Genomic DNA, 25638 nt, shown 5'->3' on the forward strand with positions numbered 1-25638 from the left:
CAAAAAAGTGCTATGAATATTAGAAACATCATGAGAAATATCTTCAGCAAGACAAAATATACCTATGGGATCGTTTTTCTTTCTTTCACACTATTTACTTTTTCCTGTGGCGCGAAGCCTATAGTGCTCGATAACGAAATCATCTCGCCAAATCAAGATACACGAATGCCCCCACCTGTAGCGATAGGGGAATTAAACAAGAACGCACGGTCGATCAATATTTATATGAATAATGGGATTGAATTGACTTTCAGACGGGCAGAAAAGGATTATATCCCGGATAAGACAAGCTTCTATGATATTTGGCAACTCTGGGAAGCTTTCGGAAGCAAGGAAGACGGTAGCAGGGACATTCGCATAGTCCGATCAGGCGAATGGGAGACCGCAATTAAAATCAACGATGATTTTGTAGGCGGGGTGAATCACGGCTTTGAGCGAAAGACTTCGGTTCAATTTCTTTTGGACGGTCAGCCCATTGCCGAAGAGGAGGATATTGTGCGTCGGCCTTTCCATAGCTTTTATGTTCTACAGGAAACTGATCTATATGCATACAACAGTACGGATGAAAAGATTGCTCGGATCATGAAACAGTGGGACTTTAAAGAAGGAGGTACTATAGAGCTTCGTCAGACGGTAAAATGGCTCAGTCCACAGTCTTTGCGCAATACGTATTTGGCCATGCTACCTGTCTCCAGAGATGAAAACGGTATAAATATCACCTCTAAAGCGGAGAGAGATGATATCAGGAAAGTCTTCGATGTGTCACAGGCTGGGCATAAAAATCCACTAGGGCCAGGGGGAAAGAATAGTGCTTCAACTTCACTGACACTATGGGGAGATACATATAAGCTCCGGGTCAGCATCGATCGGGAAGATATTCTGGCAAACAGTAGTTTATGGTTGTCAAACTCAAATATTTACAACAAAATTTATTTCGATTATACCGGCAGACACGAAGTAAAAAAGGATGAAGTATTCGATATATTGGTTCGTTTTGAGCTAGGCAAAACAGATTGAATTCGGTCAATATGGACCGATGAGAAAGGAGTCTCATCGAATAGTTGTCCGATTACGGTATCCGTCCTGCCAAGTACGTATTTATTTATCGTGTAAAGATTATACGGCACGAATGCTCCAATATTATTCGAACAAGAGGGACTGCTAGCTAAAGATAGGGAAGTGATAGTCAAAAAAGAAAAGCTATTGATAATTATAATTTTATAACCATGTTTTATTGCCATTTTAAATTTATTTATTTTTTATTCTTGTTTAGTCTTGTTTCGTGTGGGAAAGAAGCTGTTGTTCCCGCCAAATCAGAACCTCCCGTGTCTGTGAGGGAAGATATTGACGAAGAACAGGAAGAGACAATCATATTGTATGTTGCGCCTGATGGAATTGGGAAAAGCGACGGATCATCGGAGCACGATGCAGCTTATTTTGCAGATAAGACTTTTTGGACTCAGGTTCAGAACAGCTTAGCGCAGTCTGAAGTTGAAGTAAAGTTTCTTGTAGGAAACTATGTACGGGCTTACACTCATGATCCGTTTGTTTTTAAGCAAATGGGTAATAAGGATAACCGTTTAATACTAAGAGGAAGCGAGGGAGTTGAGTTTAGGTTACCTCAAACAGGGGGAGTGGCCAATTATATTATGGATTTTCAAGGATCTCAAAATATAACAATTGATAATATGCACTTTAGTGGGGACGGTGCTATACAGTATGTGATGAGATTTACAAGATCTGGAACTGTTCCTACGACTAATATCCTTGTGGAAAATTGCTCGTGGATAGGGATGTCTGGTGTACAGTATGGAGCATCAGGCTGTCATTATGAAACAACAAGTCATATTACTTATAAGAACTGTACATTTAAACAAATTGGATCTACGACAAGTGCCCATATGATTTACAACGCCTATGGAGCTACCCATATTCATATTATAAACAGCCATTTTGAAGATTGTGCAGGTGACTATATCCGTTATAGAGATCAGAGTGACTATGGATTGGTAAAGGGATCGACTTTTATTCGTAATAAAAAGATTGCCAACTTGGATTTTATATGGCTTCCCGCCTTTATAGCACTACCGGTATTTAACGACATAGATCCGGGAGATGAATTCTTTACTAACAATATTGCAGTTGTAGATAACAAGTTTGTTGATAATGCTGTTAGTAAAACAGATAAAGTCGTTTCTTTTCACCATTCTGGGTTTTCTCCTGATGGCAGGAAGTATCTGCTAACCGCAGCAGAAGGAGCTGTTTTGAAGGAAGGTCCAGATTTCGATAAACGGGAATTATTGATTAACAACTTCGGTATTGATCCAAGTAAGGTTAGAATACATGGCAATACCTATCCTCCGAACACCACAAACGTTGTTATATTACAGACTGTTGCCAATTACGGGGCTGTGGATCTAGGTTTTAGAGGTTTCGGAAATATAGCAAGTTTAATAAACACCAGTTCAGTACCGTTTTCTTGGGAAAAATAATTTAGACTTATTGTAATATGAAGACGTTTTGTTTTGGAATGGTTCTGTCGATTTTTGCCGTATCCTTTTTATCCGCACAAACCCCAGGGGCCGGCAACATTCTCTATGTCAAAAAAGGCAGTAGCGGAAATGGTACTTCGTGGGAAGATGCTTTGGGGGAGCTTTCAGAGGCTTTATCCTGGGCTTCGGGGTGGGATCCGGCAAATGAGGGCATGCTCCGTATTTGGGTAGCAAAAGGGAAATACCTGCCGACCTCGGATGAAACAGATCGAAATGCTTCTTTCCAATTGGTAAATGGTGTACACGTTTATGGCGGTTTTTTAGGAGATAGAGGTACAGAAGGCGACCTTTACACACGTGATTGGGAAAAAAATGAGACTATTCTATCCGGGGATATCGATCGGAATGATAAAGCACAAGTTATTAATGATCCTAATACACAAATTATAGGGAAAAATAGTTATGCAGTCGTCAATGGCTCGCATGCTGAAGGTCGGGCGGTACTTGATGGCTTTATCATTACGGGAGGCCATGTAGATGAAAATAGTAAAATGAAATGTGGGGGAGGTATATACAATTCTAATGGCAAGCCTACATTAAGAAATTTGATTGTTACCGGAAATATCTCGCTACAAGGAGATAGTATATGTAATGTAGATAGTGGTTCCCCCGAGTTGACAAATGTAAAAATAGTTAATAATCGATAGTGTGACTGGGAGAGTACAAGACTTAGACCAATCGATATCTTTCTAGGTTAAAAACTGGATTTGTATCAAGTAAGCGAACAATCATTAAAGAACATGGGAGCTATTTATTTAATCATTTACAGGTCAATGGGGCGGTTCGAAAATAGAGGCAACAAAATTACCTGTTTTTTTATATCACCAACCTATTTGTTAGCGTTAGCTTTTTCCTGTTTATATAACGCGTCTCTTTCGGCACAGACACCCTCGTCGGATAATATCCTTTTTGTCAAACAGGGGAGTGCAGGAGATGGATCTTCATGGGCAAATGCGCTCGATGAATTATCTGAAGCTTTGTCTTGGGCAAATCATAATTGGGATGCTGATAGTAATGGTCCCCTGCAGATTTGGGTAGCAACTGGCAAGTACTTGCCCACAAACAGCGCAACTGACCGAAATGCAGCCTTTCAGCTAGCAAACGGGATAAAAGTCTACGGAGGTTTTTTGGGTACTGAAGGTGCTTTCACCGAACGGGATCGAACGAAGTATATGACCATTCTCTCTGGAGATATCGATGGCAACGACGAAGCAACGGTCATTACGGATACAGAAAAAGAGATAAAAGGTAACAATAGTTATACAGTAGTGAATGGTTCGGGGACTGACTGTACAGCTGTTCTGGACGGTTTTATCATTACTGCAGGTAGTGCCAACGACAATACAAAAGAAAGTTTAGCCTCATGTAATAGCGGAGGAGGTATCTATCTCTATCAAGGGAATCCAACATTGGCAAACCTTGTTATAATGGGCAATCAGGCTGTGTTTGGTGGCGGTATTTATAATCGGGAGAGTTCGCCAAGTTTAACGGGTGTTAATATCAGCAATAATAAAGCGCTAAGTGGTGATGGGGATGGAATATTCAATGAAAGCAATAGCCAGCCTGACTTAACCAACGTAGTGATTATTGGGGGGTGGGAGAATGGTGTAGGGGATTACTCGATTACCATGAGTAATGGCGATATTGTCCCTATCTTGACTATAGTTGCCCATTCTGACCAGAGCAAAGTGTACAGTGGTGATGATCCGATCTTGACTTATACGGCAAGCGGATTTCTCCATGGAGACGGTAATTCGCTCCTGTCAGGATCATTGTCCAGGGAAATAGGGGAAGATGTAGGGAAGTATCTTATAAACCAAGGGACGCTTTCAGCTACCAATTATATCTCGTCCTTCGTGAGCGCAGACTTTTTCATTGTAAAGTCTCCGCAAGAGATTGCTTTTACATCACCCAAAGAGCTGTTGCTCAGTACAAGAATACAACAGTTGACCGCATCAGCAAGCAGTGGGCTACCCGTTACACTCCAATTAGACCATACCTCCATAGCATCTTTGGCGGAAAAAACGCTTCACATGTACAAGACAGGAACCATTACTGTCACTGCTTTACAGAACGGCAATAATAACTATGAGGAAGCAGAGTTAGTAAGCATATCGATACGCATTGTCGATCCCGTTCCCGAAAATATTCCATTACGAGTGTGCAAAGTTTTATCTCCAAATGGGGATGGTATTAATGACTTTTTGGTTATTGAAGGAATAGAGAGATATCGCGACAACAAGCTAATCGTTTTTGATCAAGGCGGTAATATCCTTGCAAATATCGAAGGATACAATAATGGAACCAAGGTATTTGACGGGAAAGGTTTGAGTAATGATACATACTTCTATTATTTGGATGTAACAATAGATGGTAAACAGAGAAGACTAAAAGGCTTCTTTGAGTTGAGAAACTACTAGATAAATATGGCAAGATAAAACAATTCATTACGTAACAATTTGAAAAACAAGTCTTAGCCTGTTATTGACATTTTGACCGGCAGATAATTCTGAAAAGATAAAATATTCCAATTTTTTCCAAGAGCTGTTCCGTTAAGGAATGGCTCTTGTTTATGGAGGTCAAGAGGAATAGGTTGCTATTTTATTTTCTATTACTTACATTTGATTCTACTAACCATAGAGATTATAAATTTGAAGTAATGGACAGAACCTTTACAGAATCGCGCATTAAAGCACTTTTTGTACAGTATTATGTTGTGCTTGTAGAGTATGCAACGCACCTAATAGACTGTAGGGAGACCGCTTTAGATATTGTTCAGGATGTCTTTCTCAAATTGTTAGAAAGAGAAAAAGACCTGCCAGAGCAGGAAAGGCAACTTAAGAGCTATTTGTATACCGCTGTAAAGAATGCTTCCTTAAACCATATAAGACACTTGAAAGTGGTGAATGGTCATCATAAACAAAGTGAATGGGAAGAAGAGTCAGACATACGACTTTTGGATGCGCTAATCTATGCGGAGACAATTGATAGTTTGTATAGGGCGATAAATAAACTTCCTCAATCCTGCCAAGAAGTCTGTCGCTTGACCTACTTGGAAGGAAAATCCAATGATGAAGCTGCAGAACTGTGCGGGGTGTCTGTGAATACCATAAAAACTCAAAAAAGACGCTCCGTAGAATTGTTGCGAGTAAGACTTGAACCCCTGATCAATACCATTAAAATTTTGCTTCTCTTTTTCATGTAGGGGACTATTTTGAACTTTCTTAAAAATATTTTCATTTCTTTTCATCCTTTATGAAGACATGCGTGTCTTAGTAGTAAGGAGGAGATGAATGAGGAAAATTATAATCATTTTTACTGGAATTAACCAATGGATCAACAACAGATAAGATCAGCTGAACTCGTTGCGAAGTATTTGAAAAATACGCTTTCTTCTGAAGAAACGAAGGAACTGGAATTATTATCAGAAAAGTTTCCTCATCTGAAGTCGTGGCTAGAAGATTCGGACCAATCTATGGCTCAGATTAATAGTAGAATATCCAAATACCCACCTTTGGATTTAGAAAAGGATTGGCAGGACATACTCACCCGAAGGAAATCGGTCCGGAACACTGCAAAAAGTATGAGAAAATGGTGGGCAATAGCGGCTTCCATTTTGGCGATTAGTATAGTCGGAGCAGGACTATTTGCTATTAGGTACGATCAGAAATCGTCGATAGAGGAGAATCATACGGCTGCGATACTTCCTGGGACCGATAATGCGGTACTGACACTCTCCGATGGGGCCAAAATCGTATTGGAAGCAGGAGGTAGCCATACTATTGTAGATGGAGACGTTCAATTACAAACTGTCAATGATATGTTGGATTATCGTTCTGTAAAGCATACCGAATCTCAGAGGCATGTTTTACAGGTTCCTTTAGGAGGGACTTACCATATACAGCTTTCGGACGGTACAAAGATTTGGTTAAATGCAGATTCTGAATTAGACTTTCCTTCATTTTTCACAGGTAATGAACGGAGAGTGAAAATTCGAGGAGAAGCTTATTTTGAGATTGCTAAAGATGCTTCTAAGCCTTTTAAGGTCGATATACACGGGACTGAAGTGGAGGCATTGGGTACGGCATTCAATATCAATACACATTTGTACAGTGGTAAGATAAAGACCATTCTTACTGAAGGAAAGATCAAGGTAACCAATGGTGCCGAATCTAAGATTATTAACGCCGGTTACGAAACAATAAGCAGTATGTCGGGAATCGAGGTGAAGCAAGCAGATATAGAAGAGGCTTTGGCATGGAAAGAAGGCTATTTTTATTTTAATAGCAAAAGAATTAAAGAAGTATTGGAGGATATCGCAAGATGGTACCAATTAGATTTAGATATTCTCACGCCCTTGGCCGATAAGAAATATATGGGAGGTATTAAAAAGAGCGCATCGATAGATAAAGTGTGCGCCATTTTGAATGACCTGACACCTTACGAAGTGCTGGTTGATAACCGAAAACTGATTATAAAACAGAAATAAATCACTAAAAACCTAACGATATGATATAAGAAAGTATGAAATGAGTGTGTCGAAAAAACTGAGGGTAAGGCAATACCCTCAGTATACAGACAAGGCTATACTAAATGCGTTAATTATTTAATTATTAAACCTTAATCTATACAAAAGTATGCATAATATTTGTATGCGACAACGGTATCGAGACCGTTGTGCCCATCTATTCAAAATCATCTTTGTAATGAAATTGATTATCATAATTATTACCATCGCAAGTCTGAATGCGATGTCTAAAGGATTAGCACAGACGCTCTCCCTGAAACTGAAGAATAAAACTATTGAGGAGGCTTTTTCGGCTGTAAAACAACAAACTGGCTATAGATTTATCTATCCAGAAGAAGTGTTACGGGACGATCGAATGATAAATTTAGACGTAAAGAATGCTTCTTTAATATCTGTATTGGATGTTTTGTTTAAGAATAGCGGGCTTAGCTACCAGGTGCATGACGGAACCATTGTCGTAAAAAAGTCCTTTAATACCAAGTTGGGAATTAGAGAAGAATCCATAAGTCAACAGATGTTTTCGGGTACGGTAACGGATCAGTCAGGGGGAGGCCTGGCAGGTGTCACGATTCGGAATCTGACAACGGGAACAACATCGGCGACAAAGGAAAATGGGAGGTTTGAATTGTCTGGTGTTCAATTGGGCCATGAACTCGCTTTTTCGTTGATGGGATATCAATCCTATCGATTGAAAGTAGAGAATCTTGAATTCAAATTGGTGAGATTATCAGTAGAAGATCAGCATCTCGATGAGATTATTGTGATAGGCTATGGTGAACAGACTAGGCGGAATGTGGTGGGATCTGTTAGCCAGATCAACGGAGACGAATTACAGAAGGCTCCTGCTATGAATATTACCAACGTATTGGGAGGTAGATTACCAGGCCTCACTACATTGCAGCAGTCTGGGAGACCAGGAGCAGATAATGCGAGCCTAAGAATCCGAGGGATAAGTAGTTACGGTAATAATCAAACGCCTCTGATTATGATCGATGGAGTCGAGCGCCCTTCATTTGCTTATCTCGATCCTTCAGAGATCGAGACGATTTCGGTTTTGAAAGATGCAGTATCCACAGCAGTGTATGGATTGCAGGCTACGAATGGAATAATTTTGATAACGACGAAGAAAGGTAAAGCGAACGATACGAAGATAAACTATGACGGTTCGTTTCAAATAGGTAAAAACACCCGTTTCCCCAAATTTTTGAATGCTATCGATTATATGCTTTGGTATAATAAAGGGACAGAAATGGATAATGATTATCGGTTGAATCAAAATCAAGAACCTGTTCCCTATGTCTATGGACCTCAGTTAATCCGATCTATTTATGACGGGACTAATACCAATCCTCTGTTTGGACAGACAGATTGGGTCGGCGAATTACTTGCAAATAATAGTTATTCACAGCATCATGCCGTTTCTATTTCAGGCGGAGGTGAAAAATCAAAGTATTTTTCGTCACTATCCCATTTAGATCAAGGGGGTGTTATAAAAAACACAGATTTTAAACGGTACAACATCAGAAGTAATGTTTCTTCTAATTTGACGAACTACTTGTCGACGGATCTAAAACTAGCTTATCGAGTAGAAGTAGGCAAAACGCCAGGTATTTCACCAGATAATACTTCTTTTCTTAATCCCTTCTATCAAGCAGCAATGATGTTACCCAATCTTCCTATGTATGCGGATAACGGTGTATATACAGCACATAATAGTTCTGTCGGGTGGGTAAGTCCATTAGCATCTGTAGAACATTCTGGATATCAGCATAGAAATAACCATATCTTTCAAGGGGATGCCAATATCAAGTTTGTTGTACCTGGCATAGAAGGGTTAGATGTTCAGTTGTTGGTTGGTTATGACAAGACTAATTTAGAGTCGAAGATTTGGTTAGAGCCTTATAAGCTGATGGGGAGGGGACGTGACCAAAAAACAGGAACCTATACGGAAATGAATACGGTACCAGGTATTACCAAGACTTCATTAACGCAAGCTCGTAATGAAAATAGTAGGATGACCTTTAGACCTTACATCAACTATTTAAAGACGTTCGGTTTGCATGATATTAGCTTTTTGGGACTTTATGAGTGGTCAAAGTATCAGTCTAGTACTTTGTCTGGGATAGCTCGTAATTTTCCTTTGGAGGGGATACATGAACTGGAGTTTGGTAGCACAGATCCGTTGGATATAACCCGTCCGGGAGGAGGCAGCTCTCAAACCGCTAGAGCGGGGTATGTGGCAAGGTTGAATTATACGTTCAATAAAAAGTATCTTTTAGAAGCTGCGTCACGTTGGGATGCATCTGTAAATTTTGACAAAGCGTACAGGTGGAGAATGTTCCCAGGTTTAGGGCTTGGCTGGATTCTTTCAGAAGAGCCTTTTTTTAAAGAAAATGTCGATTTTGTCGATTTTTTTAAATTCAAATATTCTGTAGGCAGAACTGGTAATGATAAGTTGAGCAGTTCCCTCGAATTTGCCTACCTGCAGACCTATGAACGACCTGATAAGGGAGCTCCTGTTTATGTGATTGGTGGTGTGCCCGTAACTTCGATATATACAAGTAAACCGCCAAATCCAATGCTGTCTTGGGAGACGAGTGTTACACACAATATCGGATTTGAATCTCAGTGGCTTAATAATCGTTTTGGATTTGACTTTGAGTTTTTTAGGCGATATACCACGGATATCATTAATAATGCATCCAGTGAGTACCCTCCAACAATGGGTGGATATTTCCCCGCTCAGGTCAATGATGGCGAAATGTTAAACAGGGGTATCGATGCACAGGTGAGATATCGCGATCAAGTTAATTCATTTAAGTATAGTATAACAGCTAATTTTAATTGGGCAAAGAACAAGATTATAAAGCGACGGGAAAGTGAAAATTTGCCTGAATGGCAACGGACGGTTGGACGCTCCTACGGTGAAAAACTAGGTTTTATAGTCGATGGTATTTATCAGACATGGGAAGAAACTAAGGATGCGGTTTCTCCATCTGGTGGAGTAGTAGCTCCTGGGTTTTATAAGTATAGAGATCTTAATGGCGATGGAAGAATATCACGTGCTGATGATATGACTTTTATCGGTCGCAGTAATATGCCAGAGATGATGTTTGGGTTAAATATAGACTTGCAATATAAAGGTTTTGATTTTTCTACTTTATTTCAAGGAGCTGCATTGTCTAGTGTACTGATGTCAGGGTTATATGAGGGGTCTTCTGCTACTGAAGGTTTGGAATCTACTACAGTAATGTCTAGAGCATTCTATCAGAATGGAAATGCCCCCTATTTTTTGGTAGAAAACTCTTGGACACCAGATAATCCTAATGCTGAGTTTCCACGGCTCACAGCAGGAAAGGCTTCTTTAGGCGCTCATCATGCTCATAGTAATTCTGGCTTTTTGAGAAATGGAGCCTATCTCCGTGTCAAGTCTCTGCAGCTCGGATATACGATCCCAACACACATAATACAAAAAGCTAAGCTGGCGGGCATTAGGCTACATGCAACAGCATCTAATCTATTTACCTGGGACTATCTCAAATATTTTGATCCAGAAATGCCTAATGTGAACAATGGATTTTATCCTCAACAAAAGCTTTTTGCTTTTGGATTATCAGTCACCTTTAAATAGTAACGATTTATGAAAACGATTAAAATAAAGATATTATTGCTAGTGACATGCATGATGAGCGCTTGTTCTATAGATTTGGTGCCTACAGATCGGTATACCGAGGATGTCATTTGGGATAATGAAAAGAGTATTGAGTTATACATAAATGGGATGTATGCTGAGTTCAGAAATTTTGAATTTGGAAGGTTATCTTTTATCGGTAACGATAATGCTTCAGATGCACTAACTGATCTGATGAAATATACCTCCAATTCTGCGGGCCGTGGCACAGTCAATGTACTGGCTACGGATGCTTCACGATATACAGCTACATCTCCAGGAATTGCTTATTGGACAAGTGCCTATAATCGTATACGTCGAATAAATGAATTTTTATATAGCTTAAAGACACATGCTAAGATCTCAGTCGAGCAGCAACAGATGTATGAAGCAGAAGCACGTTTTATTCGAGGGTATGTCTACACTTGGCTCGCACGTATTAATGGAAGCTTCGTTATAATAGATAATATTGAACAGCACGCTTCGATTTACAGTGAGAGATCGTCAGAAGATGAATGTTGGAATTTTATTGCCAATGATTTTGCATTTGCTGCAGAGCATTTGCCTCGGGAGCAGTCTGTGAATATTGGTAAAGTTACCAAAGGTGCAGCTTTCGCAATGCTTGCCAGGACCTGGTTATATGCGGCATCTATAGCTGAATTTGATAAAAAGCTTTATAATAGTGATACTAAAACAGGTGTCGATGCTGCTAAGGCAAAGACATACTACGAAAATGCTATTGCTGCTGCACAGAGTGTTGTAGACTTAGCCGATGGAGGGCTGTATGATTTGGATTCCAATTATGAATCTATTTTTACCAACTCCAAAAGTAAAGAATCTATTTTTAGAATTGACTATGTTGGTCCTCTGATTACGCATCAATACGATTTCGGTTTTGCACCCCCAGGAGATGCTCCAGAGGGACTTACCTACGGAATGCCGACAGCTGAGCTTGTAGATGAATTTGAGATGGCAGATGGAAGTAAGTTCAGTTGGGCAAACCCTGTACATGCCGCTAATCCTTACGCAAATAGAGAACCACGGTTTTATGCAACTATTTTATATAATGGAGCGAATTGGAAGGGGCGAGTGTTGGATATTACTGATGGAGGTGGTGTAGACGGTTTTGTTCAGGCAGGAAGTATTTCTGAACCGAAAAATACAATAACAGGCTACTATCCAAAAAAAATGCTAGACCCGAAAAACACTAGTTTTGTACAGAATAGAAGCACCCAGAGTTGGCATGAAATAAGGTACGCGGAAGTTCTGCTTATCTTAAGCGAAGCTCAATTATTTGCTGATAGATTGGCCGAAAGTAAGGCTACGTTAAACAAATTAAGAACGAAAAGAGGAGTCCCTGGCGTCAATGCAAATACTAAAGATCAACTCTTTGCTGCACTACAACATGAAAGAATTGTGGAGCTAGCACTTGAAGGCCACCGCTATTGGGATTTACGAAGATGGCGACTAGCCCATGTCAAACTTAATAATGTGCGTTTTACGGGGCATCGAGTTAGCAGGCAAGGCAGTAGTGTTGTCTATACAACTGTCAGCTGCGACACTAAAGACAGGGAATTTATCGGTAGGATGTATTATCTTCCTATTCCTCTTGCCGAAACACAACGAAATGAGGGCGTTAAACAGATTCATGGTTGGTAAAAACAAGATACGATGAAAAATAAACTATTATACATAAGCTTTTTACTAAGTTGTTTGATTACTTCTTGTAGTAAAGAAATAAAAATAGAGCGGGGGACGGAGGGAGTAATAACCGATATATTTGCAAATATTGAAGGGTCAGGTCCTCAACGACTGTTTGAGGCCAGATATAGTAACGACACTATTTATTTTGATATCCCCTATTATTACCCAATCAACAGCGATTATGAGACAGATTTGACCAAGATTATCGTTCGTGCATCCATATCCTCTGATGCTAAAGTTTCCACTCCTTTTGGAAAACCGATGGATTTAACAAGCCCATTTAGCTTCACGGTTGTATCAGGAAGTGGAGTAGAAACTAAGTATGTAATCAAAGCTCGTAAATTGGGAGATATAGGAATTGCAGACGCAAAAATAAGTTTTGAGTTGGATGGAGAGATAGAGGAGGTAGATGGGATATTGATCAATGATGAGCTTCGTTTTTTTATTGTTCCCGGTCAGGATATGAGCCAGACTAAGTTAACATTTAGTATAAACAAGCATGCGACTTCTTCTATAGAATCCGGTAGTGTGCTGGATTTAAATACGCCTAAAATATTAACGATATCGGGGCCAGGAGGAGCGAGCAAGAATTACAATATTGTCTTGACCGAACCAGTTAAGCTTGAATATGGTTTCGGGGTGCATCGGAAACTATGGTTTAAAGAATGGGCAGAATTTGGTTTTGGAGGCATTGGTGCAGGTGAAGCAGAGCAGAGTCTTGCTGTCAGTGGAGACTATCTGATAATTGGCAAGGCGGGGACTTCCGGCAACGCGCGATATATGGTTTATAATCGTTTTACAGGAGAGTATTTAAGGGATATGTATATGCCTTTTACAGCATCTTCTGGAGCTTTTGCAGACAGTCGTCAGCTTATTGCCGATGAAAAGGGAAATTTACTTGCAATCAATCGTTCATTGATCAATAACGGCCTCCAAGTTTACAGATATAATAGTCCTTTCGATTTGACTCCGCAGCTTATGATAAATACAATTAATAATCAGGGAGCAGGTACGACAGGATTGAGATTAAATGTAACAGGGGATTTAGATGGTGATGCAGTAATTGTGTCTACCAAGTCATCTACAAAATCTTTTTACAGATGGGAAATTAAAAATGGGGTGCTACAATCTCAACAACCGACATTAGTTACAGTTGGGGTTGCTAAAGGGAGTACATTTGGTATCTATCCTGAAGTTCAATACATTCATCCAACAGTTTCTTCCAATTACCTTTTGGCGTTCCAGAATGGTTTCTTTCATGTCAACGGCAATACCGATCAGCAGATCCATGAAGTTAATATGAGTGCTACATTTTTTATGAATGCATTATCCATAGCGAGGTTCAATAAAGCAACCTATACATTCTTAGGACGATATTATTCCAACCTAAAAACAATGGGACTCTCGATGTTCGATATCACTGATCCGCAGATGTTCGGTACTCCGACTTCGTCCTCTTTGTATCCTTTGTTTAATGTATTTAATTCAGAGAGACTCAGAGCAGAACAAGATAGTCCAGGTACAGGAGACATAGCGGTAGGATATTCGCACGACGGAGATCGGATGCAAGTCTATATGCTGCATGTCGGTTCTGGAGTATTGGCGCACGAATTTACTGTTTATTCACAAAACTAAATGAATATGAAAACGAATAATCAAAAGAATATATATATGCCACATTTTATGCTGCTATTTACAATTCTGACCACCATGATGCAGAGTTGTAAAGATCAAATAGCCAAGTTGCCAATGCCTGATACACATGAAGAAGTTATCGAAACCTGGAATCCAGGACATGATGCATTTGTATGGGTAGATGCTACCGCAAATATATTCCAGGGACCGGGCAGATTTAGGGATAAAGAAGATATCAAATTGATATTGGACAGTCTTAAGTTCGTTGGGATTAACGGTTTGGTTATAGATGTAAAACATAATACTGGAATGACATTATTCGACTCAGAGTATACTGAAAAATTAACGACACATAATGGTTACGCATTGATACCAGATTATGTAGAGTTTATGGTTAGTGAGGCCAAGAGTCGGCAAATGAAAATATACTTTTCAATGAATACGTTTGTGTATGGTAATTCGTCAGGAAAGGGATATGTGTACAGCAATCCTGATTTTAGAAAGTATGAGTGTATGGCGATGAACGCTGATGGAACTAAATCACCCATGTCAGCAAAAGGTAGAAGTTGCTTTCTTAATCCTGCGGCAAAGGAAGTCCAGGATCTTACCATCAATATAATTAAAGAGGCCGCTGTAAAGTATAAACCTGATGGTATTATATTAGATTATTGTAGATATCCTGGTATTTATGCAGACTTTTCAGAATTGAGTAAAGAGCTCTTTATTCAATTTTTAGAAGAAAAATATAATGATAACAATGCTCGGTTTATGGATTTTCCAAAGGATATCGTTAGTTCATGGAAAGCTGATGGGAATAACGCAAAGCCCAATACTACTGGGAAATATTATAAAAAATGGCTGTATTTCAGGGCTAAAGTATTAAGAGATTTTTTTGCTAGAACGAGGCAAGAACTAAAAGTCGCAGCATCTAGCGTTGAATTAGGAGCTTATTCTGGAGCTTGGTACAACACATATTATGAACAGGGAAACAACTATGCTAGCGAGACCTATGATCCTTTTAATGATGAAGAGCTTACTTTTTCTGCTTTTGCCATCCCCGGATATCAAGAGAGCGGTTATGCTGAGCAATTGGATCTTTTCTTCTCCGGAAACTATTTCAAACAACTTTATCTAAAGGATAATTCAGCGACAGCGCACCTAAAATATCATTGGTGGAGTATTGAAGGTTCTATGAATGGTATAGAATACATTACTAGAAATAAAACAAAAGTATATTCAGGAATAGATGTAGGTAACGTGACTTATGATTCCGAGGAGGATATCAGTAAGGCGATTAACTATATGTATAATCGTTCGAATGGAGGAGTTTTCGTGTTCGATGTTTGCCATATTACCGTACCTCGTTATAATCCCTTGAAGAAGGGACTGTGGGACGCGGTAAAAAATGGATTGATTAAAAACTAATATTAAATATAATAGAACTAACTTAAGCCCCAATAACACATTGAAGTTATTGGGGCTTTATTAATAATTTAAAGTTTTCCATCTTTGAGTTGCTCGACCGCATAATTTGCAGCTCTAGCCGATAAGGCCATAAAAGTCAAGGAAGGGTTTTGGTTTCCAGCACTTGTCATACAGGCACCATCTGTTACGAATACGTTAGGACAGTCATGTAATTGATTGTATTTGTTGAGTACCGAAGAACTTGGGTCGTTCCCCATACGAGCGCCCCCCATTTCATGAACTTCTAAACCAGGCTGACGACCAAGTTCCAAGTGTTGATCTATAGTTTTTATATCCGTGCATCCTGACTCCTTCAGCATTTCTCTCCCAGCTTTAAAAAAAGCTTCCATCATATTCACATCATTAGGAGAGTATCCGACAGAAGTTATTAGTTTCGGCAAGCCATATTTATCTTTCTCTTTACTAAGACGAACGTGATTTTCAAAGATAGGAACAACTTCTCCCTGCATCATCATACCGACTCTCCACTCTCCGGGTTCAGTTAGGCTGTCTTTGAATAGAGGACCTACTTGAGTGCCAATAGGGCGTTTCCACCCCTCGCGATGGGCACTGAATGCAATCAGGTAGGAACCTTCGAAGCTCGGACTTTTGGTTTGAATGTTTTCAAAGGCAGGAATAAATACCTGAGTAGGGCGTCTACCATAGTAATATTGATCCTCAAACCCCGCTATTTTAGCTTGTATCTTACCTCTGTAGTTATGAAACACAATATAATGCCCCAAAATTCCGCTGCTATTTCCTAATCCATTGGGAAAGGTGGGAGAAGTAGAATTTAGCAATATCAAGTTCGAGTTTAAAGTGGAGGCATTAAGGAAAATTACTTTAGCGTTATATTGTTTTTTTTCTCTTGTATGTGCATCTATTACCAGTACGCCAGTAGCTTTTTTTAACTTTTCATCATAGATGACTTTTTCGACGATACTATCTGTTTTCAAAGTTAAGTTTCCTGTTTTTTGTGCGACCGGAAGGGTCGAAGAGTTGGCACTAAAATAACCTCCAAAAGGACAGCCTCTTTCGCAAAGTGATCGAGCCATACATTGGCCTCTTCCTTGTGCTTTCTGTATATCCGTAACCTTTGCAAGATTGGCTGTTCGACCAATAATAGGGAAGCGGTTAGGAAAATTTTTACGTATTGATGCAGAGATATAACTTTCCACCGAATTCATTTCGAATGAACCGACGACCTCAGAATCGGGAAGGTTTTCGATTCCATCTCGATTCCCAGATATGCCTATAAACTTTTCAACATGGCTATACCATTCCGAAAGGTCATCATAAGCTATAGGCCAATCGACAGCAGTATTGAAATTTTTAGGGTTGTTGAACTCAAAATGACTCCAGCGTTGTGTTTGTCTCGCCCAAAGTAATGATTTGCCTCCTACTTGGTATCCTCTTATCCAGTCAAAAGGCTTTTCCTGAATATAAGCTTGATCGTCGTCATTGATGTAAAAGTGTGAAGTTGCATCGCTGTAGTTATAGTGTTTACTAATTAAAGGGTTAGCTTTTTTCTTTTCTAGCTTGACATTTCCTGCATAAGGAAATTCCCATGGATCTAGCATGGCTGTGGGGTAGTCCTTAATGTGTTCTACCTGGCGGCCTCGCTCAAGCAGTAGGACTTTTAGGCCTTTTTCACAAAACTCCTTGGCAGCCCAACTACCCGAAATGCCTGAACCAACAATTATAACGTCAAAGGTTTCCTTCATAATTTAATGCCGTGTACGTAAACATCACTAATTTAGTTCTTTTTTTAAACAGTTGATAAATATTCACTGTAAAATTTTTACTGTGAATAACAACTAAGAGGATAAAACTCTTGATATAAAAAAAGGAGGCTTTAAGCCTCCTTTTTTTATATCAATCTATGTAAAGATTATTTAACGCCTAATTTTGCTTTTACTGCTTCTGTTACATCTTCACCACCTTGATAGTATAAAGCTGCTCCAGAACCGATGTCAAAAATGTAAGCGTAACCTTTTTCTTTAGCAACAGTACTAATTGCATTCATCAATTTAGTTTGAATAGGAGCCATTAATTCTTGTTGTTTTTTGCCGAGATCTTCTTGCGCTACTTTTTGCACTTCTTGGACACGGGTTTGCATTTGTTGGAACTCTTGACCTATCGTCTGAAGTTTAGTCTGTGTCTCAGCTTTGTTTGCTTCACTTTGGTTCAACATGAGATCGTTAGCTTCTTTTTCCTTCTTTTGGAGTTCTGCGTACATTCCTTCCAGTTCTTTTTGCTTGGCGTCACCCAATACTTTTAACTGCTCTTGAGCAGTTTTGAACTCAGCTGTTGCCTGAAATACTTGATCAGCATCAATATGCCCAATTTTTTGTTGTGCACTTGCTACTTGTACTCCTGCAAATAACCCTACTGCTAAAATTGCTCCTTTTACTAAATTTTTCATTCTTTTCATGTTAAACTCTACAATTACAAATGTAATTATTTTAATAATTCTCTATGTTAATAAATTAGTTTCTATTATTTATTGTGTTTTTTCTGCTAATGATGGGTCTGGTTTGAATCCCAATTTAGTAATTATATCATTACTTTTATCTAGTCTAGAGCTAGCAAATAAAAAAGTAACCTCACTGCCTTTATCTAAAACTAAATCTAGTCCCTGAGTAGTTGCAATATCCTGAATTGCCTTAGCAACACGCTCCTGTATAGGTTTTACTAAACGGACACGTGTTTGAAACAGCTCTCCTTCATAACCAAATTTTTGCTTTTGAAAATCCTTTACTTGTTTTTCCTTGTTAACGATCTCATCTTCTCGTCTTTTGCGCATATCATCGTTCAACAATACTTGGTCATTTTGATAGGCTTTGTATAGACGCTCTATTTCGCCATATTGTTTGTCAACTTCGGCCTGCCATTGTACTGACAAGTCATCGAGGCGTTTTTGAGCTGATACATATTCTGGGATATGCTTTAGAATATATTCTGAATCTACATAAGCGACACGTTGCGCAAAGGAAGCGCTAATGCTACAAGTTATAAAAGCTAAAATTGCGAATATCTTTTTCATCTCTATCTTATTTTTCTATTTAATAACAATTTTCATTCCTAAGCTATAATTCTATGACAACAATTATACTAAAAAGTTTAAATATTAAAAACCTCCCATGTTTTGCATGATACTGAATGTAAAGCTTTGTTTCCATTCACTCGAACGCATTCCTGGAATGGGATCAAACGCATGACCGTAGTCAATCCCCAACATACCAAAGATCGGAAGGAAGATACGAGCTCCCACACCAGCTGAACGACGTACTTTAAATGGATTTACTTCAGAAAATTTATTCCAAGTATTACCTGCTTCAGCAAATGCTAAAGCGAAAACAGTAGCCTGATCATTCAACATGATCGGATGGCGTAATTCGACTTGGTATTTTGCATATATAGGACTACCCGAATTGATTGCTACACGCTGCATATTATTTCCTGTAGATTCTGGTATGATTGTACCATTGGCATAACCACGCATTGCAATGATTTCCGAGCCTTGTAAGAAGTCAAACCCTTGCATACCATCACCCCCCAGTTTGAAACGCTCAAATGTAGATGTTTCTGTACGGTTAGTATAGTTTCCTAGGAAGCCAAATTGAGCTTGTGTCTTAAGGACTAATTTTCCTGCTACTTTCATGTACCATTGTGAATCAAACTTCCACTTATGATATTCAGTCCATTTGAAACGGACTTCATCTGGATCTGTTTTATAGTTGATATTGTTCCAAGATGAATAAGGAGGAGTCAACTGTACACTAAGACGGATATGCGAACCTGAAGTCGGATATATAGGAGCATCTATTGAGTTTCTACTGATCTCCTGCGTAAAGTTTAAGTTATAAGCCGTCCCGTTGGCAAACAAGAAGTAATAGTCATAGTTCTGAAGCTTGTAACGCTGGAAAGATAAGGAACTGTTAATTTGGAAATAGTTGTCTGGCCATTGTAGGCGCTTACCTAGAGATGCAGTAACTCCTGTCATCCAAATACGCTGTAGTTCTGAATCTTTGACCATCTGTTCGCCCGTATAGTAGTTGAATCCACCATACGACGAGTTTGATGTATATGCACTTAAACCGAAATAAATAGGTTTTTTGCCTCCAAGCCAAGGCTCAGAAAATGAAAAGCTATAGGATTGGTAGCGTTTACCAGAAGTTTGTCCACGTACGCTCAATTTTTGTCCATCACCACGAGGCAAGGGCTTCCAAGCATCTTTCTTGAAGAAATTACTTGTGGAGAAGTTGTTGAATGTCAGACCCAACGTACCAATAATCTGTCCCGCACCATAACCACCAGATAATTCAACTTGGTCAGAAGGTTTCTCCACAACGTTGAAGATAATATCTGTAGTTCCTTCTTCATGATTCATTGTTGAAGAAGGGATGTCAGGCGTGATCTTCTGTTCGTCAAACATCCCTAATTGAGATATTTCACGTATGCTTCGCATGATCAACTCTCTAGAGTATTTTTGTCCTGGTTTAGTGTATATAGATCGTAACACTACTCGGTCATTGGTGACATCGTTACCTTTTACAATGACATTGTTGATTGTATACTGCTTACCTTCACTGATCTGTATTTCGAGATCAATGGTGTCACTATAGATTTTCTTTATTACAGGATTAATGTTAAATGTTAGATAACCATCATTTTGATAGAGAGCACTGATATCATCACTGTTCCGCGTCGGCCCCATCAGTTTAGCATTAAGCTTTTCCTCGCTATAGATGTCTCCTTTTTGAACTCCTAATAAAATATTAAGAATAGAATCTTTGTATCGCGTATTACCTGTCCAGTCAATATTCCCGACATAGTATTTCGGACCTTCATAGACATCCATATTGATACGAACTTCTTTTTGTCCGTAACGATACACACTGTCTGATAAGATTTGAGCATCGCGGTATCCTTTGTCTTGAAGTTTTGCCACTAATTTTTCTTTCGCTTCCTTATATTTGTCATCTTTGAACTTACCAGGGCCAAATATTCTGAACCATTTGCGAGGTTTTACTCCTTTAAGGTATTTTGTTAGATCGGCATTGCTAAAGGTTTCATTTCCCGTGAAAAGAACCTTGTTTACTTTGATCTTTTTATTTTTTTCAACATTGACATTTAAGATTTCATTATTTGCTTGAGCCGAATCTTTAAATGTGCTTATTTTGATATCTGGATAAAGGAATGATTTTTCACGTAAAAATCGCTGAATGGTAGCCCTAGTCGATTGAATTAAATTTTCGTTAACAATACGACCCGAACTGGAGTTCAGACGTTTGTTAACTTCTTCTGTTTGGGACTTGCTGAGTCCTTTGATATCTATCCGAGTCAAGCGAGGTCTCTCTTGAACACGAATTTCGAAGAAAATAGTTTCACCATCAATTCGAGTTGCCCATAGTTGGACGTCTTCAAAGAGATTTTGAGCCATTAAATCTTTAATAACACTAGCAGTAGCTTCGCCAGGGACTTCAATATACTGACCAATTACCAATTTAGATATGGTGATCAACACATCGGTATCCAAGTATTGTGCTCCCTTTACTGTAACTCCACCTATGACATAATCCTTTGGCTGTAAATAAGAAATCTCGTCTGGGTCTGAAAGGTTGACAGGCCCACGATTTGCTATTTGAGCAAACGCAGAAGAAGTGGTCAACAAAAAAAACGCTGCTGTTAGTATATATAGTTGCTTCATTTACTTGTTATTATGGATGCTAAAGTACATCAAACTCTTGTTAATTTTTGTTAAAAGTATAATTATGGTAACAATCTGTATAGTAGTTTGTTATCTTGTTTTTTTTGAGCTTTGTTAAAGCTGTTCACTTGTTTTTCCAAACCTTCTTTCACGCATTTGGAAGTCACAAATAGCGCCATATAAATCCTCTCGATCAAATTCCGGCCACATTTTAGGTGAAAAAATAAGTTCAGTATAGGCTACTTGCCATAAAAGAAAATTACTTATTCGATATTCACCACCTGTTCTAATCATCAAATCAGGGTCGGGGATGTTATAGGTATAAAGGTTATCTGCTAAAAGCTGCTCTGTGATATCATCTAATTTTAACTCTCCTTTGAGCACTTGATGAGTGATACGTTTACTTGCTTCTACTATCTCAGAACGACCACCATAGCTCAACGCGAGACTTAATGTGCACTTTGTATTGTCTCGTGTGGCTTCCATCGTCTCTAATAATGTTTTTTTAGCATTGGTCGGCAGGTCATCAATATTACCGATTGCATTTAGCTTGACACCATTTTTTTGAAATGTCTTGAGCTCTTTGTTCAGGGAGTTAATCAATAACTCCATTAAGGCCTGTACTTCCAATTTTGGACGATTCCAGTTTTCTGATGAAAACGCATATAACGTTAAAAAAGGAATACCCAGTGCTATACTGCCTTCGAGAACTTCACGGACAGCGGTAACTCCATTTTTATGGCCAAAAATTCTTAATTTGCCCAAACCCTTTGCCCATCGGCCATTCCCATCCATAATAATAGCAATATGGCGAGGAAGTTTTTTTAGGTCTATATTTTCTTTAACACTCATTGATTTTACTAAACTATTACTGCCACCAATAACATTTTTTACTAATTATCGTATAGGTCAGTGTAATTCCCGCGGTCATATAACCATCAAATTTTTTGCCGTCCCCTCTTGCTCTACCTTGGTTAAGGTCTAAATTTCGGCTAGGATCAGCTAAAAAAATCAAATCCTCTTTCGTTAAGTTGTTTTTATTTGGAGATGGTAATTCAATCGCGTCTTCACTGCTGTAATATTCACCAATACCATCAATATTGTCACTTAGCGCCATACGGTATACGATCTCAGCACCAATTGACCATGGACCTTTAATATTATATTTAAATCCAGCACCAACAGGAATAGAAAAAGCAAATTTTGAATATTTTACAGGTGTCCCTTCCTTGTCAACTTCTAATTTTAGTTCGCGTAGCAGCACCTTTTTAGAATCATAATTCAAAAAAGGATCATGCATGATGCCAGCAAGCCCCGCAAGTATGTAGGGCGTGTACCTATTTAGCTCCCTGCCAGCAATATACCTGAAGAAGTTAAATTCCGCTGTAATTGCAAGTTCGGATATTGCATTATTGAATTGAAGATCTCGATATTTTTGAGTACTGAAATCTCGATCGCCAGCAGAGAGATAGAGATGGTTGTAGCCAAGACGGATACCCCAGGTGGGATTGAGATTATATTTCGCAAAAAGACCTCCTCCTATGTTTTTGAAATAGAAAGGATTGCTCGTGTTGATATCGCCCATATATCCAGATCCTACTCCAGATATACCAAATTCATACTGTTGGGCGTAGATATCCGACAGCATAAAAGAGAATATGGTTAATATAGCAATACGAATTTTAAACAACTTTTACTGATTTTGGTTGTAAAGATAAAGTTTTTGCCATAATTGTATAACCTTAATTTATGTTAAATCAATTATTAAGTTAATAATTACGAACATCGATTCCCCAAAGTAATTTTTCCCGCAGTGTACGGAAGTACCCGTCATTTTCCAAACGGATCAAGTTTATGCTGAATGGGGCTTTACGAATGATCAATTCAGTTTCCGTAGGGAGTGTTTCACTTCTAGAATCACAACTTAGAATGAATTTTTCAGTCCTACTTTCAATACGTAGGCGCAGAGTCATGTTTTCAGATACAACGATGGGGCGGACATTTAGGTTATGTGGAGAGATAGGCGTGATTACAAAGTTGCCACTCCCAGGCATGATTATCGGACCACCACAACTTAAAGAATAGGCTGTAGAACCTGTGGGAGTTGCTATTATAAGGCCGTCTGCCCAGTAAGAGTTTAACAATTCATCGTCTATTTTTGCATCTATAGTAATCATCGAGGAACTGTCGAAACGGAACACCGTGATGTCATTTAATGCGAAGTTTTCACCATTAAATAGGTTTTTATGACTGCTTTCTACACATAATAATGCTCGTTTTTGAATGTGGAACTGATTGTTTAGAATCTGGTTTAGGGCGGATTCTAACTCGTTTTTTTGGATGTTTGCCAAAAAGCCCAATCGTCCAAAATTGATGCCCGCTATGGGGATTCCTGAGTCTCGAATGATAGATACTGCAGCGAGCATAGTTCCATCTCCACCTAGACTCAGTAGAAAACTAATGTCTTTTGGCAGATCAGCATGATTCGTAAACGTCTCTATATTTCGAGCAGGAAAATCATTCTTTAATAGAAAATCATAAAATTCTATATGTACTGAAATCAAGATCTCCCGTTTCTTGAGATAATCAAAAAGGTGATCGACATAAGGAATTACTGTCGAATTAAATATTCTACCAAAGATTGCAATTTTAGTTTGCTCCATTGCTATAGTACCATTTCTAAATCACAAAGGTGCAAAGAATAGGTTATAAATTTAAATAATTCATCAAAAGGTCGTAGCGATCTTGTATGTCAGATTGTTCACCACCGTCACGGAATGTGGCTTTTACAATATAATCATTCCGCCATAGTGATGACACTACTGCTGAAATATTGGTTTTATTGACTTTTATAGTCATTTCTAATTTGGACGAGTCCGGTAAATGATGTATCGCTGTACTTAAGATATTGGTGTTCTCAGCTTCTATAATCCGAGCGATGTGGGAAAGGGCATTGTCGCGTATGCCAAGTTCAAGCACAATAATAGCACCTTCATCATTTCCTAAAGTCTCATTGAGAGCGACCAACAAGTCCTGTTTGGTAAGTACCCCTACATACTCGTGCTTTTTGTTCAATACAGGAATAAAGCAGTAATCATAGGTTGTGATCAATTGTAGAGCGTCGTAGATGTGTTGATAGTCAAATAAGTATACGGACTTAAACTGTATTTTAAGATTTTCAATGGGGACCGTTGTATCTATTTGGTCTAGTAAAGATTCTTCTGAAACCAAACCGTGAAAAACATTCCCCTGGACAACAGCAAGAAATTTAGAGTGACTTTCAGTCATTCTCTGAAGGACGAATTCTACGGAGTCTGTGTGTAAAACTTCATGATAATCAGTGGATATGTATTGCCCGATAAACATAGCTGCTGCTTTTAATATTAAACACTCAATATACGAAAACGTTTAATCACTAATCAAAAATAGACATAAAAGCCAACAAACTTGTTTTTAAATGTATTTTTCTTAGCAAGATACAGCAATATTTTTTTATTTTTACGCTTCACGAAATAGGAGCAACCTGTGCTTTCAAAAACGATGGCGATAGAAAAAGATAAGTTCATACAAGTAAGAGAAGTCATACGAAAGAAGAGTCCCGGACTTGCTAAATGGATACCAAGTCCACTCGTAAGTTATTTGGAACGAACTATACATGAGGATGAGATAAATGATATCATGTATCGTTTCAGAGATTTGCAGGGGTTAGATTTTGTAGATGCGCTGATCAAGGATTTAGGAGTAGAAGTGGTACTTGAAGGCGAAGAGAATATTCCTGAATCCGGTGCTGTGATATTTGCATCCAATCACCCATTGGGAGGTCTTGATGGGATTGCCTTTATGCATGCTATAGGACGATATAGAAGAGATGTGAAGTTTTTAGTGAACGATATTCTGATGAACGTTGGGAATTTGCAGCCTTTGTTTGTCGGAGTCAATAAGATCGGAGGACAGGACAAAAGTACGATTTCAGCGATAGAAGAAGCCTATGCAGGTGAGCATGCCCTGTTGGTATTTCCGGCCGGATTAGTGTCCCGTAAAAACCATGGTAAGGTCGAGGATCTGGAATGGAAAAAAAGTTTTATCTCTAAAGCAAAGAAATATAAAAAGGATGTTATCCCGGTTCATATCGACGGTAAGAATTCAAACTTTTTCTATAATCTATCGCTATGGCGTGCGAAACTAGGCGTGAAATTTAATGTGGAGATGTTGTATTTAGCAGATGAGTTTTTTGCACAACGTAATCAACGTGTAGTAATAAAAATTGGGAACAAAATTCCATATACGTTCTTTGACACCTCAAGGAACGAAAGACAATGGGCCGCTTACACAAGGCAGTTGGTATATGAATTGAAGACGGAGAAATAATTGT

Annotated in this window: 19 protein-coding genes; 11 read left to right on the top strand and 8 right to left on the bottom strand. The window is 38.8% G+C overall.

Going from position 1 to position 25638, the window contains the following annotated elements; translation table 11 throughout:
• Nucleotides 1–12 precede the first annotated feature (12 nt).
• The 10 genes from M472_RS32210 to M472_RS32255 all read left to right on the top strand — a co-directional run bounded on the left by M472_RS32210 (nt 13) and on the right by M472_RS32255 (nt 15514).
• On the top strand, nt 13–1017 hold the full coding sequence (locus M472_RS32210; protein ID WP_144062693.1) for a hypothetical protein: 1005 nt from the start codon (nt 13–15) through the stop codon (nt 1015–1017).
• A gap of 314 nt (nt 1018–1331) precedes the next feature.
• A complete protein-coding gene (locus tag M472_RS32215; protein ID WP_144062694.1) occupies nt 1332–2492 on the top strand; it encodes a hypothetical protein in 1161 nt (386 codons plus the stop codon).
• A gap of 17 nt (nt 2493–2509) precedes the next feature.
• Nucleotides 2510–3199 (top strand): hypothetical protein, encoded by a 690-nt coding sequence (locus M472_RS45195; protein ID WP_021070024.1) that lies wholly within the window; start codon nt 2510–2512, stop codon nt 3197–3199.
• A gap of 126 nt (nt 3200–3325) precedes the next feature.
• Nucleotides 3326–4972 carry an MBG domain-containing protein gene (locus M472_RS32225; RefSeq protein ID WP_021070025.1) on the top strand — a complete coding sequence of 549 codons (1647 nt, stop codon included), beginning with the start codon at nt 3326–3328 and terminating at the stop codon, nt 4970–4972.
• A 239-nt stretch (nt 4973–5211) separates the two neighbouring features.
• A complete protein-coding gene (locus M472_RS32230; RefSeq protein WP_158499897.1) occupies nt 5212–5757 on the top strand; it encodes an RNA polymerase sigma-70 factor in 546 nt (181 codons plus the stop codon).
• Nucleotides 5758–5883: 126 nt separating this feature from the next.
• Complete coding sequence (locus M472_RS32235) at nt 5884–7041, top strand: FecR family protein (RefSeq protein ID WP_021070027.1); 1158 nt, start codon at nt 5884–5886, stop codon at nt 7039–7041.
• A gap of 217 nt (nt 7042–7258) precedes the next feature.
• A complete protein-coding gene (locus M472_RS32240) occupies nt 7259–10711 on the top strand; it encodes a TonB-dependent receptor (RefSeq protein WP_021070028.1) in 3453 nt (1150 codons plus the stop codon).
• Nucleotides 10712–10720: 9 nt separating this feature from the next.
• The gene (locus M472_RS32245; protein WP_021070029.1) at nt 10721–12409 is read left to right on the top strand and encodes a RagB/SusD family nutrient uptake outer membrane protein; all 1689 of its coding nucleotides are present in this window, start codon (nt 10721–10723) and stop codon (nt 12407–12409) included.
• Nucleotides 12410–12421: 12 nt separating this feature from the next.
• On the top strand, nt 12422–14089 hold the full coding sequence (locus tag M472_RS32250) for a DUF5018 domain-containing protein (RefSeq protein ID WP_081643140.1): 1668 nt from the start codon (nt 12422–12424) through the stop codon (nt 14087–14089).
• Between the two features lie 6 nt (nt 14090–14095).
• Entirely contained in the window at nt 14096–15514 is a 1419-nt protein-coding gene (locus tag M472_RS32255) for an alpha amylase family protein (RefSeq protein ID WP_158499898.1), read from the top strand.
• Between the two features lie 68 nt (nt 15515–15582).
• On the opposite strand, the gene M472_RS32260 is transcribed toward M472_RS32255, so the two are convergent.
• The 8 genes from M472_RS32260 to M472_RS32295 form a co-directional block, all read right to left on the bottom strand.
• Nucleotides 15583–17277: a GMC oxidoreductase gene (locus M472_RS32260; protein ID WP_021070032.1), complete on the bottom strand. Its 1695-nt coding sequence runs from the start codon at nt 17275–17277 to the stop codon at nt 15583–15585.
• 167 nt (nt 17278–17444) lie between these two features.
• Nucleotides 17445–17978 carry an OmpH family outer membrane protein gene (locus M472_RS32265; protein WP_031301605.1) on the bottom strand — a complete coding sequence of 178 codons (534 nt, stop codon included), beginning with the start codon at nt 17976–17978 and terminating at the stop codon, nt 17445–17447.
• 78 nt (nt 17979–18056) lie between these two features.
• Nucleotides 18057–18599 carry an OmpH family outer membrane protein gene (locus M472_RS32270; protein WP_021070034.1) on the bottom strand — a complete coding sequence of 181 codons (543 nt, stop codon included), beginning with the start codon at nt 18597–18599 and terminating at the stop codon, nt 18057–18059.
• 84 nt (nt 18600–18683) lie between these two features.
• A complete protein-coding gene (gene bamA, locus M472_RS32275) occupies nt 18684–21266 on the bottom strand; it encodes an outer membrane protein assembly factor BamA (protein WP_021070035.1) in 2583 nt (860 codons plus the stop codon).
• 114 nt (nt 21267–21380) lie between these two features.
• Nucleotides 21381–22118 carry an isoprenyl transferase gene (locus M472_RS32280; protein WP_021070036.1) on the bottom strand — a complete coding sequence of 246 codons (738 nt, stop codon included), beginning with the start codon at nt 22116–22118 and terminating at the stop codon, nt 21381–21383.
• 16 nt (nt 22119–22134) lie between these two features.
• Nucleotides 22135–22956 carry a type IX secretion system protein PorG gene (gene porG, locus M472_RS32285; RefSeq protein ID WP_022829318.1) on the bottom strand — a complete coding sequence of 274 codons (822 nt, stop codon included), beginning with the start codon at nt 22954–22956 and terminating at the stop codon, nt 22135–22137.
• Nucleotides 22957–23035: 79 nt separating this feature from the next.
• Nucleotides 23036–23929: an NAD kinase gene (locus M472_RS32290; protein WP_021070038.1), complete on the bottom strand. Its 894-nt coding sequence runs from the start codon at nt 23927–23929 to the stop codon at nt 23036–23038.
• A 43-nt stretch (nt 23930–23972) separates the two neighbouring features.
• The gene (locus tag M472_RS32295) at nt 23973–24632 is read right to left on the bottom strand and encodes a CBS domain-containing protein (RefSeq protein WP_022829319.1); all 660 of its coding nucleotides are present in this window, start codon (nt 24630–24632) and stop codon (nt 23973–23975) included.
• 174 nt (nt 24633–24806) lie between these two features.
• Here M472_RS32295 and M472_RS32300 point away from each other — a divergent pair, with 174 nt between their 5' ends.
• Nucleotides 24807–25634 (top strand): 1-acyl-sn-glycerol-3-phosphate acyltransferase, encoded by an 828-nt coding sequence (locus M472_RS32300; RefSeq protein WP_021070041.1) that lies wholly within the window; start codon nt 24807–24809, stop codon nt 25632–25634.
• Nucleotides 25635–25638 lie beyond the last annotated feature (4 nt).

The organism is Sphingobacterium paucimobilis HER1398 (assembly GCF_000416985.1).
Classification (GTDB): domain Bacteria; phylum Bacteroidota; class Bacteroidia; order Sphingobacteriales; family Sphingobacteriaceae; genus Sphingobacterium; species Sphingobacterium paucimobilis.